Origin of the sequence: Microcystis sp. M061S2 (assembly GCF_020245605.1) — a bacterium.
In the GTDB taxonomy this organism is placed as follows: Bacteria; Cyanobacteriota; Cyanobacteriia; order Cyanobacteriales; family Microcystaceae; genus Microcystis.
In genome coordinates, this window is sequence record NZ_JADBUP010000018.1 from 147,690 (window position 1) to 161,169 (window position 13,480).

The 13,480-nt window shown below is 42.7% G+C and carries 13 protein-coding genes; 6 read left to right on the forward strand and 7 right to left on the reverse strand.

Features of this window, described 5'->3' with window-relative positions; all coding sequences use genetic code 11:
- Window positions 1-154: 154 nt before the first annotated feature.
- Together dapA and IM475_RS03725 are read right to left on the reverse strand one after the other, a co-directional pair.
- Window positions 155-1,048, reverse strand: coding sequence for a 4-hydroxy-tetrahydrodipicolinate synthase (dapA, locus tag IM475_RS03720; protein WP_287726727.1), 894 nt, complete (start codon window positions 1,046-1,048; stop codon window positions 155-157).
- A gap of 274 nt (window positions 1,049-1,322) precedes the next feature.
- Window positions 1,323-2,360 carry an aspartate-semialdehyde dehydrogenase gene (locus IM475_RS03725; RefSeq protein ID WP_287726728.1) on the reverse strand — a complete coding sequence of 346 codons (1,038 nt, stop codon included), beginning with the start codon at window positions 2,358-2,360 and terminating at the stop codon, window positions 1,323-1,325.
- 324 nt (window positions 2,361-2,684) lie between these two features.
- On the opposite strand from IM475_RS03725, the gene tig reads away from it, so the two are divergent.
- From tig to IM475_RS03755, 6 genes are all read left to right on the forward strand, one after another.
- Window positions 2,685-4,076, forward strand: coding sequence for a trigger factor (gene tig, locus IM475_RS03730; protein WP_287726729.1), 1,392 nt, complete (start codon window positions 2,685-2,687; stop codon window positions 4,074-4,076).
- 404 nt (window positions 4,077-4,480) lie between these two features.
- Complete coding sequence (clpP, locus tag IM475_RS03735; RefSeq protein WP_002736918.1) at window positions 4,481-5,182, forward strand: ATP-dependent Clp endopeptidase proteolytic subunit ClpP; 702 nt, start codon at window positions 4,481-4,483, stop codon at window positions 5,180-5,182.
- 7 nt (window positions 5,183-5,189) lie between these two features.
- The gene (gene clpX / locus IM475_RS03740) at window positions 5,190-6,524 is read left to right on the forward strand and encodes an ATP-dependent protease ATP-binding subunit ClpX (RefSeq protein ID WP_287703893.1); all 1,335 of its coding nucleotides are present in this window, start codon (window positions 5,190-5,192) and stop codon (window positions 6,522-6,524) included.
- Between the two features lie 21 nt (window positions 6,525-6,545).
- Window positions 6,546-6,755 (forward strand): hypothetical protein, encoded by a 210-nt coding sequence (locus IM475_RS03745; protein WP_002752152.1) that lies wholly within the window; start codon window positions 6,546-6,548, stop codon window positions 6,753-6,755.
- Window positions 6,733-7,590, forward strand: coding sequence for an alpha/beta fold hydrolase (locus tag IM475_RS03750; RefSeq protein WP_287657899.1), 858 nt, complete (start codon window positions 6,733-6,735; stop codon window positions 7,588-7,590). Before IM475_RS03745 ends, IM475_RS03750 begins: the two co-directional genes overlap by 23 nt.
- A 15-nt stretch (window positions 7,591-7,605) precedes the next feature.
- The gene (locus tag IM475_RS03755; protein WP_287726730.1) at window positions 7,606-7,884 is read left to right on the forward strand and encodes a peptidylprolyl isomerase; all 279 of its coding nucleotides are present in this window, start codon (window positions 7,606-7,608) and stop codon (window positions 7,882-7,884) included.
- A 144-nt stretch (window positions 7,885-8,028) separates the two neighbouring features.
- On the opposite strand, the gene IM475_RS03760 is transcribed toward IM475_RS03755, so the two are convergent.
- The 5 genes from IM475_RS03760 to IM475_RS03780 all read right to left on the reverse strand — a co-directional run bounded on the left by IM475_RS03760 (window position 8,029) and on the right by IM475_RS03780 (window position 13,021).
- Window positions 8,029-8,250 carry a hypothetical protein gene (locus IM475_RS03760; RefSeq protein ID WP_287726731.1) on the reverse strand — a complete coding sequence of 74 codons (222 nt, stop codon included), beginning with the start codon at window positions 8,248-8,250 and terminating at the stop codon, window positions 8,029-8,031.
- Between the two features lie 721 nt (window positions 8,251-8,971).
- Window positions 8,972-9,199 carry a hypothetical protein gene (locus tag IM475_RS03765; protein ID WP_287726732.1) on the reverse strand — a complete coding sequence of 76 codons (228 nt, stop codon included), beginning with the start codon at window positions 9,197-9,199 and terminating at the stop codon, window positions 8,972-8,974.
- A gap of 922 nt (window positions 9,200-10,121) precedes the next feature.
- The gene (locus IM475_RS03770) at window positions 10,122-10,343 is read right to left on the reverse strand and encodes a hypothetical protein (RefSeq protein WP_287726733.1); all 222 of its coding nucleotides are present in this window, start codon (window positions 10,341-10,343) and stop codon (window positions 10,122-10,124) included.
- A 380-nt stretch (window positions 10,344-10,723) separates the two neighbouring features.
- Window positions 10,724-11,827 (reverse strand): T3SS effector HopA1 family protein, encoded by a 1,104-nt coding sequence (locus IM475_RS03775; protein ID WP_287726734.1) that lies wholly within the window; start codon window positions 11,825-11,827, stop codon window positions 10,724-10,726.
- Window positions 11,828-11,851: 24 nt separating this feature from the next.
- Window positions 11,852-13,021, reverse strand: a complete 1,170-nt coding sequence (locus tag IM475_RS03780) for a phosphotransferase (protein ID WP_287726735.1) — start codon at window positions 13,019-13,021, stop codon at window positions 11,852-11,854.
- Window positions 13,022-13,480 lie beyond the last annotated feature (459 nt).

Genomic DNA, 13,480 nt, shown 5'->3' on the forward strand with positions numbered 1-13,480 from the left:
TGACTAGGGGAATAACACCTAGCTAAATTCACTTATATCAATACTTTCTCGCCGTTCTAAACTATATTTCTTTTCTTCTAGTTAAGCTATTAATATTATAACCTACTTTCTCGAAAAAATCCTAGTTTAGTTAGCCAAATTTTCTAGTATTTTTCTAGATTAAAGCCAATTCTTGCATAATTTTTGCTAATCCTTCTTCTAGTTCGGGACTTAAGGAACATAAAGGAAGTCTTAGACCCCCCACTTCCCAACCGACTAGATTTAAGGCCGCTTTAATTGGAATTGGATTAGTGGCACAGAATAAACCTTTAAACAGGGGAAATAATTTCAAGTTAATCTCGATCGCTTTGGCCGCATCTCCGGTTAATAAAGCTTGAATCATCCCTTGGATTTCTTCTCCTACTAGATGACTAGCAACACTGACCACCCCCACCGCACCACAGGTCATCAGGGGTAAGGTGAGAAAATCATCGCCGGAATAAATAGCGAAATTTTCAGGGGTGTGACAGTAAATCTTGCAGGTTTGTTCTAAATTACCACTAGCTTCTTTTACCGCCACAATATTATCAACTGCTGCCAGTTTAATAATCGTTTCCGGGGTCATATTTTGACCCGTACGACCAGGGATATTATAAAGCATCACCGGCAGATCGGGACAAGCTTTGGCAATGGTGCGAAAATGCTCGTATAAACCCTCTTGGGGTGGTTTATTGTAGTAGGGAACCACTTGTAAAGAACCATCTAAACCCAGTTTAGCAGCCTGTTGGGTAGCTTCGATCGCTTCGGAAGTGGAATTAGAACCCGTCCCCGCGATCACTTTTCCCCGACCATTAACCGCTTTTTTGACAATACTAAATAGTTCGTATTCTTCCTGCCAACTTAGGGTGGGTGATTCTCCCGTCGTCCCACAGACCACTATAGCATCGCTACCGTGAGTAACTAGATAATCGGCCAATTTTTCCACCAGGGCATAATTAACTTGACCCTCGACGGTGAAGGGAGTCACCATCGCCGTAATTACTCGTCCAAAATATGTTGTTTCACTCATTGATCAGTTATCAGTTATCAGTTATCAGCTTCTGAAGGCAAGAGGCAACAGGCAACAGGCAAAAGAAAGAATCTGGCAATCCTCCTACCCAAAAAGAAGGTTAGAAACTAAGTACATTGAAGCTTTTAGCTTAACAAATTAGGTTTTAGATTCGGTTCTTGTTATCAGTTTTTGAGCGATCAGCAATCAGCTTTCAGACTTGATTTATCCGATTAATTAGCGATTTTTCTAGTTATTATCGCCTTGATCTAGCTGACGGCCGATCGCTTAATTATCAAACTGTTGCTAATCTTGAACCGACGAGATTTTTCTTCACTAAAAGTTCCGCAATTTGTACAGCATTTAAAGCCGCACCCTTGCGAATTTGATCGCCGCATAGCCACAATTCTAGACCGTTAGGATGGGAGATATCTTGACGAATGCGTCCCACTAATACTTCATCGCGACCGGTAGCATCAATTGGCATGGGAAAATAATTAGCGTCCCAATCTTCCACTAATCTTACCCCCGGAGCGGATTGAAGAATTTCTCTAGCCTTCACCACAGAAAAAGGCCGACTAAATTCTAGGTTAACCGATTCCGAATGGGCCCGCAGGACGGGAACCCTCACACAGGTGGCGCTAACCCGCAGTCCTGGACAAGCAAAAATCTTGCGGGTTTCGTTGACCATTTTCATTTCTTCCTCGCAGTACCCTTGACCATTAATCGGGGTATTGTGGGGAAAAAGATTAAAAGCGAGGGGATAGGGGAAGGAATTAGTGGGAGGTTGCCGATTGTCAAGAATTGCTTGTGCTTGCTGTTTTACCTCCTCCATGGCTCGCGCTCCAGCACCACTGGCGGACTGATAAGTAGAAACTACTACTCGCTCGATCGCCTGTACTTGGTGGAGAGGCCAGATCGCCACTCCTAAAAGAATTGTCGTACAGTTGGGATTAGCGATAATGCCCCGGTGATTGTCCACACTGTCGGGATTGATTTCTGGTACAACCAAAGGCACTTCGGGATTCATGCGAAAAGCACTGGAGTTATCGATAATCGTCGCACCCGACTCGACAATAGTTTTCGCCCAAGCTTTCGAGGTGGACCCCCCCGCAGAAGCAAGAACTATATCCACGTCCTGAAAAGAGCGCTCGTTTACCGCTTCGATGAGGAGACTTTCGCCCCGAAAATCGAGGGTTTTTCCAGCAGAACGCTCGGAAGCCAGTAATTTTAGACTAGCGAGAGGAAATTGACGACTAGCTAATAACTCTAGTAATTCCGTTCCCACGGCCCCGGTGGCTCCTAAAATAGCGACCCGTACTTTTTGACTCAAATTGTGTGACCTCCTGACGAGTTGGGTGATGATAATGATCCGAAGAAATCGTTACAGTAAAAAATCTTTTTTGTCCACCGAGTTATTCTAAAACTTGGATTGATCGGCTTTTGATCAGCAAAATTTTCTGATTGGGCTTAACTGCCCCAAGGACGGAATAAGTTAAATATACCCCATTGACCGCTAAAATAAAAAGATTGTGACAGCTTGGGGAACAACTGCAGCTATTCCCCTAGAATATCATGAGCGGGACGGATCCACCGCAGGCGTAAACACCGCTCACCCTATTATAAACGTTCCTTGTCGTAAGAGCTAGAAAAATCAATGAAAGTTATTCAGGAAAAGCTTCCTGCCAGTCAGATAGGTTTAGAAATTGAAATTCCCGCCGAAACCACGAAAAACACCCACGAGAAAGTGGTAAATAATTTAGCGAAGTCGGCCAATATACCCGGTTTTCGCCCCGGGAAAGTTCCCCGTCAGATTCTTCTGCAAAGATTGGGAACTAAGGCGGTAAAAGCGGCAGTAATTGAGGAATTAATCGAGAATTGCCTCGAATCTGCCCTGAAACAGGAGGGGATCGAGTCCCTGGGCAATCCGCAGCTATTGTCTAAGTTTGAGGATTTGATCGCTACCTATGAACCGGGTAAAGCTTTGACTTTTTCAGTTTCCGTGGATGTGGCCCCGACAATTATTCTCGGAGATTACGAAAATCTGAGCGTTACTGCCGAAGAAACCGTTTATGATCCCGAATCCGTGGAAAATTGGTTTAAAGAGCGTCAAGAACAGTTAGCGACATTGGTTCCCGTGGAAGATCGGGGAGCGCAGCTGGGAGATGTGGCGATCGTTGATTATCGAGGCAAATCCGCCGAAACTGGCGAAGATATCCCGGATATTGACGGCGAAGATCTGCGGGTGGATATGGAAGCAGGACGCTTTATCGAGGGGATGGTGGAAGGAATTGTCGGCATGAAACCGGAAGAAGTCAAAGAGATGACTTTAACTTTCCCAGAAGATTATCCCAAAGAAGATGTGGCAGCAAAAGCGGTAATTTTTACCATTACGATGAAAGAGTTAAAGGCAAAGGAATTACCAGAGCTTGACGACGATTTTGCCCAAGAAGTCAGCGATCAGGAGACAATCGCCGAATTAAGAGCAAGTTTAGAGAAACGCTTCCAAGAACAAGCGGAGAAGGAAACCAAAGAAAGCATTTATGACGCTTTAACCAAGGAATTAGTTAAGGGTGCGACTTTAGATTTACCGGAGACGCTGATCGAAAAGGAAGTGACGCATATTTTGACCCAAAGCTTCATGGAATTTCAACAAATGGGGCTAGATGTCAACCAGTTGTTTACAAAAGATAATATTCCCAAAATGCGGGAAAGTACCCGTCCCGATGCGATCGAAAGTCTGAAAGAGACTCTGGTGGTGCAAGAATTGGCTAAAGTCGCCGGCATTGAAGTCAGTCCCGAAGCGGTAACGGAAAAAATCGCCAAAATCATGGCGCAATTGTCCGATCGCGACATAGATAGAGAGCGTCTGGAACAGGTGATCGCCGAAGAAATCCTGGCGGAAAACACCCTGGCATGGCTGAAAGAAAAAGCTACTATCACCCTCGTCCCCAAAGGTTCCCTAGAGGAGGAAGCAAGCGAGGAGGAGGAAACAGAAGAAACCTTCGCATTCACCGAAGTGGAAGTGTTGGCAGCCGAGGAAGAATAACCGTAAGGAGTTAGCAGTCGTTTTGGGGTGTTGGGGTTTTAGGGTATTGGTTGAATTCCCCCATCCCCCCATTCCCTGATAACTGATCAGTGATCACTGACAACTCGACCGAATCTAAAACCTAATTTATTAAGCTAAAAGCTTTGATGTGCTTAGTTTCTAACCTTATTTTTAGGTAAGACAATTGCCAGATTCTTTCTTTTGCCTTTTGCCTTTTGCCTTTTGCCTTCACAAGCTGATCACTGATAACTGATCACCGATAACTGATGACTGATTCCTGCCAACCGGGGGAAACTTAGGGCATAATAGATGGACAGAAGTGCTAAAGATGCTTAACATTTGCCAGTAAAAGCTCCACAGCCAAGCAAAACCCCTAAGATTGTGATAGCGGAACCGAAAAAATTATGCTCGAATCGAGATCACCTGACTACCCAATTACCAGTAATTGTCGCCCTGCTATCTACGCCAACACGGGGAGAAACTCCCTAGCTAACGTTTTACCCGTGGTAATCGAACAGTCTGGCATGGGTGAACGGGCTTTTGATATCTATTCTCGACTCCTGCGCGAGAGAATTGTCTTTTTGGGAACCCCCGTCGATGATCAGGTCGCTGATTCGATCGTCGCCCAACTCCTCTACTTGGAAGCAGAAGATCCCGAAAAGGATATCCAACTTTATATCAACTCCCCCGGTGGTTCCGTTTATGCCGGACTAGCTATCTACGACACCATGCAACAAATTCGCCCCGACGTGGCGACAATTTGTTTCGGTTTAGCCGCTAGTATGGGAGCATTCCTGCTTTGTGGTGGCGCGGCAGGTAAACGGATGTCCCTACCCAGTAGCCGGATCATGATTCACCAACCCCTCGGCGGCGCCCAAGGTCAAGCTAGTGATATCGCCATCCAAGCCAAAGAGATCCTCTATATTAAACAGAGACTCAATACCATGCTGGCTCATCACACCGGTCAACCCTACGATCGTATCGCCAACGACACCGAACGGGACTTTTTCATGTCGGCCGTCGAAGCCAAAGAATATGGGTTAATCGATCTGGTGATTTCCCGTCCCGAACTGCCCGATCCTACCGTTCCCGTTACTTCCCTGTAAATAAACTATGTCTAAGTACGACTCCCACCTCAAGTGTTCATTTTGCGGCAAATCCCAGGAACAAGTGCGAAAATTAATCGCCGGGCCGGGGGTCTATATTTGTGACGAGTGTGTGGAACTGTGTAACGAAATTCTCGATGAGGAATTGATGGAACCGCCCAGTCCGGTCGCCCCAGTGGAGGAACGTCCCAACAAACGGCGATCGGGCCAAAACAAAACCACTTGGGAACAAATTCCCAAACCCAGAGAGATTAAAAAATACCTCGATGACTACGTTATCGGTCAAAATGAGGCGAAAAAAGTGCTTTCTGTGGCCGTTTATAACCATTACAAACGCCTCAAAGATATCCAAACCCAAAAAGCCGGTGGCGGTAGTCCAGAAGATAGCATCGAACTGCAAAAATCTAATATTCTGTTAATTGGTCCCACAGGATCGGGAAAAACCCTTCTAGCTCAAACTCTGGCTAAAATCCTCGATGTACCTTTTGCTGTCGCCGATGCCACCACTTTAACCGAGGCCGGTTATGTGGGGGAAGATGTGGAAAATATTCTCTTGCGTCTGTTACAAGTGGCAGATTTAGACGTGGAAGAAGCGCAGCGAGGCATTATCTACATCGATGAAATCGATAAAATTGCCCGCAAGAGCGAAAATACCTCGATTACCCGGGATGTGTCCGGAGAAGGGGTACAGCAAGCTTTACTGAAAATGTTAGAGGGAACGATCGCCAATGTTCCCCCCCAAGGCGGCCGCAAACACCCCTATCAGGATTGTATTCAGATTGACACCAGCAATATCCTGTTTATCTGCGGTGGGGCGTTTGTCGGTTTAGATAAGGTGATCGATCAGCGTCTCGGTAAAAAATCCATGGGCTTTATTCAACCGGGAGATGGCCAAGCTAGTAAGGATAAGGTAGCGGCAGGGTTATTAAAACAAATGACTCCCGATGATTTAGTCAAATTTGGCATGATTCCAGAGTTTGTCGGTCGGATTCCCGTCCTAGCGGCACTGTCACCCCTGGATGAGGAAGCTTTAATCGCTATCCTGACGCAACCCCGCAACGCTTTGGTGAAACAGTATCAAAAACTGTTGAAGATGGACAATGTACAGTTAGAGTTTAAATCTGATGCCGTCCTAGCGATCGCCCAAGAGGCCTATCGTCGCAAAACTGGGGCCCGGGCCCTGCGGGGTATTGTCGAGGAATTAATGCTCGATGTCATGTACGAATTGCCCTCGCGCAAAGACGTGAAACGATGTTTAATCACCCGCGAAATGGTGGAAAAACGTTCCACGGCAGATCTATTGGTTCATCCTTCCTCTCTACCCACTCAAGAATCCGCTTAAGGGGAAAAATCGAGGTTAACCATGCTGAACACCGTTCCCGCGATCGTCAAAGAAGGCCGGATCGAACTCCTCGAATCTGTGCCGATTCCAGAGGGTACTAGGGTTTTAGTCACCCTCATCCCGGAGGAGACAAACTCGGATTTCTGGCAAAAAGTCAGCGAAACTGCACTGGCTAAGATTTGGGATAATCTGGAAGACGACATCTATCATGAAAACTCAAATAATAGATAAAACAATCACTGTCCGCGGTGTTCCCCACTATTACGAGTGGATTCGACAGTCGGAATCTGCCCAGAAAAAGCCAGTCATGGTGTTTATTCATGGTTGGGGAGGATCGGGACGCTATTGGCGATCAACGGCTGCGGCAATTTGCGATCGCTTTGATTGTTTATTGTACGATATGCGGGGTTTTGGTCGGTCTAAATTGCCGGAAAAATCCCCCGATCTTTCCTACGATTTAGAAGAATATGCCCTTGATTTAGCCTTGTTTTTAGATAGTTTGGAAATTGAAAAAATCTATCTCAATAGTCACTCTATGGGGGCATCGGTGGCGACTTTTTTTATTACTATGTACCCCGAAAGAGTAGTCAAAGCAATTTTAACCTGTAATGGCATTTTTGAGTATAATAAAGCCGCTTTTACTGCTTTCCATAAATTCGGTAAGTATGTGGTACAGTTTCGTTATGATTGGTTTTTAAAAGTACCTTTTGCTGATCGATTATTTATGGCGAGATTTTTGCATCGATCGATCCCAAAATCAGAAAGAATTGCTTTTTTAGAAGATTTTTTGGCGGCGGATTACGAGGCCGCCCTAGGCACAATTTATACATCTGTGAGTAAAAAGGCAGTGGAAATTATGCCGGGTAAATTTGCCGAGATTAAGGTACCAACTCTTTTAGTATCCGGGGAAAAAGATATTATCATCCCCGCCAAAATGGGCAAAATGGCGGCGGATTTGAATAATAATATCCAGTATGTGGAGATGGCTAATACCGCTCACTTTCCCATGTTAGAAGATGCCCCTACTTATCTAAAAAAATTGCGAGATTTTTTGGAAATTAATTAGGGTTTGCTAGGGGAAATGAGTTTCCATGATGTGACTCGCAAGTATATTGAGGATAAAGAGTTACGCCGTCAGGGTGGATATTTGGGGGTACAGCGTCGCCAGGATTTAAAACCAGAAATATCTGCTGCTGTGTTTGCTACGAAACCTCCTCAGTTGCTTAAACCTATTGTGAAAGCTAAAGGGATAAGCTTGATTTTAGTGGAGGAAATTATACAGCGGAATTGGATGATCAGTTACGCTATCAAATTGGGTCAGAGTTGTTTGGCGAGTGGCTTAAGGACAAGGTTGGAGTAGTTCAACTCATCAATAAAAGTAAATAGAAGCTATTTTAAGTAGATTTTTTATCTAAAAATAGCTTCCTATTTAGAGACAGAAAAGTCAGGTTTACCTAGATAAATCCTAGTCTTTTGTCTCAAAATAGAATTTACACTGTAAATTCTATGCTAAAATTTTCTTTACACCCCATACAATGGCACCCGATATAGCCACCCCAACTGCCACACCTCCTGCGAAACACCAAGCAGTACTAGCAAGTGTAGGTGTAGCTCCACCATTGATTCTCTGGTATTCGGATTCATGTACTTCATCTAAAAAGCTTTCAGAATCAAGGAATAAATCATATCCAGCAGGGCGCAACTCAGAAATAGTAATATTAGCCATTTTTGTTTCTTTTTGGAATAAGTTCTACTTTGAGGTAATCAGATTTATGTTCTTCCTTTCCCTATGACTATTATTATTGCCTAACTCTCCAACAATGACAATAGGTTAAGCAACTTTAAAATTAATATAAATGACACAATTATGTCTCAATTTTACCGACTAAACACCGTAACTTCATGTAGATTATGACCGCAAATGCCCATACTCTCGTATCAACGAGCTTTGTTTTTCAAGACATAAATAACCCAATTATGTCTTTTTTATATCTCTCCCCAGGGTTCGGGTGGTGGCAGAGCAAAAAAATAGCCCCATGACCTAATGAGGCTAAAATCTACCGATGGGCCGATCGCTCTTTGATTCTCAGATAGGCGACTAATATCAGCCTGCCAACTCTAATCCCTGATAAACATCCACAGAAAAATCAGGTTTACCTAGATAAATCCTAGTATTTTGAGACAAAATACTAGGATTTACACTGTAAATTCTATGCTAAAATTTTCTTTACACCCCATACAATGCCAGCCGATATAGCCGCCCCAACTACCACACCTCCTGCGAAACACCAAGCACTACTAGCAATTGTAGGTGAAACTCCACCATTGATTCTCTGGTATTCAGATTCATGTACTTCATCTAAAAAGCTTTCAGAATCAAGGAATAAATCCTATCCAGCAGGACACTCTAAGTTGTCAATCCTGATTTTTTGCATAATACTCATCCTTTATTTTGAGAGCGTCCAAGCAATAACAGCAACTGCGGCGATACCAACAAGCACTCCACAAGCAAAAGTGGTCGTAACAACTGTCTTTATCGTTGTCGTTATCGTCTGTACGGCTCCACCAGAAACACTGTAAAGCTCGTCATCATTTAGATAATCTAAAAAGCTTTCAGAATCAAAGAGTAAATCCGCACCAGCAGGGCGTAACTCAGAAATAGTAATATTAACCATTTTTACTTCCTCTTGGAATAAGTTTTACTGTTTTACTTTGAGGTAATCAGATCTATGTTCTTCCTCTTTCTATTTATTATTGCCCAACTCTCCAACAATGACAATAGGTTAAGCAACTTTAAAATTAATCTAAATGACACAATTATGTCTCAATTTTACCGACTAAACACCGTAACTTCATGTAGATTATGACCGCAAATGCCCATAATCTCGTATCAACGAGCTTTGTTTTTCAAGACATAACTAACACAATTATGTCTTTTTTAGATCTCTCCCCAGGGTTTGGGTGGTGGCAGAGCAAAAAATAGCCCCATGACCTAATGAGGCTAAAATCTACCGATGGGCTGATCGCCCTTTGATTCCCAGATAGGCGACTAATATCAGCCTGCCAACTCTAATCCCTGATAAACATTCTCAGAAAAATCAGGTTTACCTAGGTAAATTCTATTTTCCCATAATTTTGTTTACACCCCATGCAATGCCAGCCGATATAGCCGCCCCAACTGCCACACCTCCTGCGAAACACCAAACACTACTAAGCAGTCGGACATAAATCAACAACACTATGTTAAGGAATGTAAAATAGGCGGTTTTCGCTGCTGCATACAGCTTTCTACCCTATTTACAGAACTTTATACACCAGCAAAAACTTATGTCCGAATACTTAGCAATTGTAGGTGCAACTCCACCATTGATTCTCTGGTATTCAGATTCATGTACTTCATCTAAAAAGCTTTCAGAATCAAGGAATAAATCCTATCCAGCAGGACACTCTAAGTTGTCAATCCTGATTTTTGGCGTTGTCAGATCAGAATATGAAAGATGCAATGCAATCCTTGCTATCAAAGTAATTTGAGTTCCAAGCTGATTCGGATCATCTTTCAATTTGACAACGCCTGATTTTTTGCATAATACTCATCCTTTATTTTTTTGAGATCGCCCAAGCAATAGAACCAACTGCGGCGATACCAACAACCACTCCACAAGCAAAAGTGGTCGTAACAATCGTTGACGTCGTTGGCGTTAAGCCTCCACCAGAAACACTGTAAAGCTCGTCATCATTTAGATAATCTAAAAAGCTTTCAGAATCAAAGAGTAAATCCGCACCAGCAGGGCGTAACTCAGAAATAGTAATATTAGCCATTTTTACTTCCTCTTGGAATAAGTTTTACTTTGAGGTAATCAGATTTATGTTCTTCCTTTCCCTATGACTATTATTATTGCCTAACTCTCCAACAATGACAATAGGTTAAGCAACTTTAAAATTAATATAAATGACACAATTATGTCTCAATTTTACCGACTAAAAACCGTAACTTCATCTAGATTATGACCGCAAATGCCCATAATCTCGTATCAACGAGCCTTGTTTTTCAAGACATAAATAACACAATTATGTTTTTTTTATATCTCTCTGCCCAGGGTTCGGGTGGTGGCAGAGCAAAAAAATAGCCCCATGACCTAATGAGGCTAAAATCTACCGACGGGCCAATCACTCTTTGATTCCCAGATAGGCGACTAATATCAGCCTGCCAACTCTAATCCCTGATAAACATCCTCAGAATCAGCATTCAAATAAGGACGCTGCCAATCAATCCCCAACCCAGAAAACTGCTCAGAAATAGCAGTAATCCGACCCGCCGCAGAATTGTCCTCCTGTTGCCAAGCCATCAATAACCCATTGGCTATAATCTGACAGCGATTCATCCCAAAACTCTCCTCACTGCCAAACTTTTTGTCTGGTTCTTCCGCCAACCCCAAACCCGGTGCTAACTCCAGAGTAAACAAAGGTATTTCTGGCTTAAAAACAGACTGATTTTCTTGATAAACATGAGCCACAACCTGCCTGACCAACTCATAATCTGTTTTGCCAAAATAAAGCACCCCAGCATCATATCGTTGATAATCAACCGGATTATATAAAGCCTTAAAACTAAAAGGAATCCCCCTCTGATTTAACTTTTCAGTCAACCCAGTCATCACAGCCACCGCGCCTTCAGGAGTAACATTAAAATAGAGCCGCACCATAGCTTCCTCTCTCTGTAAACCAGCATTACCCACCGCCATATAAAAGCCATTTTGTACAAAATTCTTAGGCATCAAAATTGACACAACAGCCCCCACTGCCGCCGCTTGCTCAGACTCTTGAAGATGCTTTTCCCGTTGGATATGCAGTCGCAAACCGCCCTTAGTCACAGCCAAACTGCCATCGGTTTCCTCTCTCAAAATCGACCAACCTGAATCAAAATATCCCTCCCCCTTGTTCGCTGCTTCCAACTGTAAAAAAAAGTCCATAGCTACGCCAGCAAAACTATTATTCTCCAAATCTAATTGCTGACCCTTATTCTCAGAACCTAATGCTTGCGATGCTTGCATCGACCCATTATAATAAATGCCATAAAGAAAACTCCTCAACTGTAAACTCATATATTTATCCTGTATTTCCTTCGGTAAAGCCTGAATCCGAGACAACATCTCAGCAGGCATTTCCCAGGGTTGATAGTTAGGATGACGAATCGAAAAATCAGCGGAAATTTCGAGATTTTCAACAATATCTAACAAAACTTCCTTTAACCGACCTCTAACCTCAGGGGCTAAATGATGGAATTGAGAATTAAGTAATGACATAATTTTTCAAGATACTCAACGATATTAAACTTGGCCAACAACAGAAGAATTCATCTGATTTAACTGAGTAGCAGTAGCTCCAAAAATCGTGGGCATTGATGATTCAGGACGACATAACAAAGCCTTGGCTACCTGAAGCATAGCAATTCCGGTATTATTAAAGATTTTTTGATACTGAACCATGGCCAAAATTGCAATAATTAAAGAAAAACCAGCCAACTGGACTACTTGCTTTAAGAAATCAGGACGATATTCTAAGATTTCTGGGAAAGTTTCTAAATAAGCTAAAGTTAACCCACCGATAGATGGCTGCAGTAATTCTAGGGGAGTAGTGGCTAGTCGCAGAGACTCTTCAATACTGAGAGAATTACTAATCACCAAGCTACCCAACCAAATTTGTAGATAACTAGCGATCGCCATTCCCAAATCAAATGCTGGATCTCCCCAATCAGACCTTTCCCAATCAATCAACCGGATCACATTTCCATTAATATCTTCCCAGTTTCGATTCAGAAGAATATTATTCAGCTTGATGTCATTGTGAGTCAGACAAATAGGAGAAATAGTTTCACTGGCTCGATGAACTGCTTCTCCTAAGCTATCATATCGTTGATAAAGTGCAAAAAATTTCAATCCATCCATCGGAGCCAGTCCAAAAATTTCAGGACCGATCCTTTCCAAACTCTCTAATAATAGCGGAGATACTTTCGGTTTTCCAGCAAACTCTTCTTTGACAAAAAATTCCCGATAAATACTCTGATTCCAGGTATCACGGTGAATTGTCGCCAAACAACTGCCGATTTGAGTAGCAACCTGAGCCGGAAAGAGATTCTCTTTAGAATAAAACTCTGCTAAATCCTGATAATTATCCAGATAAGTAGAAACTAAAATTGAGTTATCAGCATCGTGGAGCAGTAATTCTGGCAGAAAACTACGCCAATGGTCAATTTCAGGAAAGTTCTCTAGAAATTTGGGGATTCGCCATTCCCCAAAAAACTCACCCACCGTTTCCTTTTGTAAATTAATAAATTGTTCTTGTTTAACCAGTAACTTTCGCCCCTCTGGTAAAGTCACTAATAAGTTAAAATTTTTAGCCTGAATCTGCTCTACTCCCGGATTTTCTAGAAAGCGATCGCAGATTTTTTGGTCGATTAAATAGTCATAAACATTTTGAGAACTTAACACAAATTTCATAATTACAATTATTCTCAAATATCGCTGATCTGTTTTTATTGATTTTAATTATAATTGATGATAGCCTTATTGCCAAGCTATTCATCTGCATTAAAAAAACATAATTAACACAATTATGTCTAAACTTCAACTAATCGCGCCAGTCAACCTACCTGTTAGATTGGTTTAGGGCTAATTGCGATCGCTCCATAGACAAAGAAACCCGGTTTCTCAACTGGAAACTGGGTTTCTCCACAGGGACAAGGCGGCTTTTGCTGCCTTCCATAAATTCGGTAAGTATATGGTACAGTTTCGTTATGATTGGTTTTTAAAAGTACCGGCTCTTTTGGATTTGGTGGGTAAAATGTATTCTGAGATACAGTCCTGCTGGCGAGGGAGTGGAGGGAACCACTCCAGACACAGAGGACACAAAGATCGATCCTATGTAAGTTAAACTTATCACACAGAACCTAGAAGAGC

Excerpts from the sequence above, each read along its gene's own strand:
- IM475_RS03760 (WP_287726731.1), bottom strand. The coding sequence starts at position 8,250 with ATGGCTAATATTACTATTTCTGAGTTGCGCCCTGCTGGATATGATTTA.
- IM475_RS03775 (WP_287726734.1), bottom strand. The coding sequence starts at position 11,827 with ATGTCATTACTTAATTCTCAATTCCATCATTTAGCCCCTGAGGTTAGA.
- IM475_RS03755 (WP_287726730.1), top strand. The coding sequence starts at position 7,606 with ATGAGTTTCCATGATGTGACTCGCAAGTATATTGAGGATAAAGAGTTA.
- clpX (WP_287703893.1), top strand. The coding sequence starts at position 5,190 with ATGTCTAAGTACGACTCCCACCTCAAGTGTTCATTTTGCGGCAAATCC.
- tig (WP_287726729.1), top strand. The coding sequence starts at position 2,685 with ATGAAAGTTATTCAGGAAAAGCTTCCTGCCAGTCAGATAGGTTTAGAA.
- IM475_RS03780 (WP_287726735.1), bottom strand. The coding sequence starts at position 13,021 with ATGAAATTTGTGTTAAGTTCTCAAAATGTTTATGACTATTTAATCGAC.
- clpP (WP_002736918.1), top strand. The coding sequence starts at position 4,481 with ATGCTCGAATCGAGATCACCTGACTACCCAATTACCAGTAATTGTCGC.
- IM475_RS03750 (WP_287657899.1), top strand. The coding sequence starts at position 6,733 with ATGAAAACTCAAATAATAGATAAAACAATCACTGTCCGCGGTGTTCCC.
- IM475_RS03745 (WP_002752152.1), top strand. The coding sequence starts at position 6,546 with ATGCTGAACACCGTTCCCGCGATCGTCAAAGAAGGCCGGATCGAACTC.
- IM475_RS03765 (WP_287726732.1), bottom strand. The coding sequence starts at position 9,199 with ATGGTTAATATTACTATTTCTGAGTTACGCCCTGCTGGTGCGGATTTA.
- dapA (WP_287726727.1), bottom strand. The coding sequence starts at position 1,048 with ATGAGTGAAACAACATATTTTGGACGAGTAATTACGGCGATGGTGACT.
- IM475_RS03770 (WP_287726733.1), bottom strand. The coding sequence starts at position 10,343 with ATGGCTAATATTACTATTTCTGAGTTACGCCCTGCTGGTGCGGATTTA.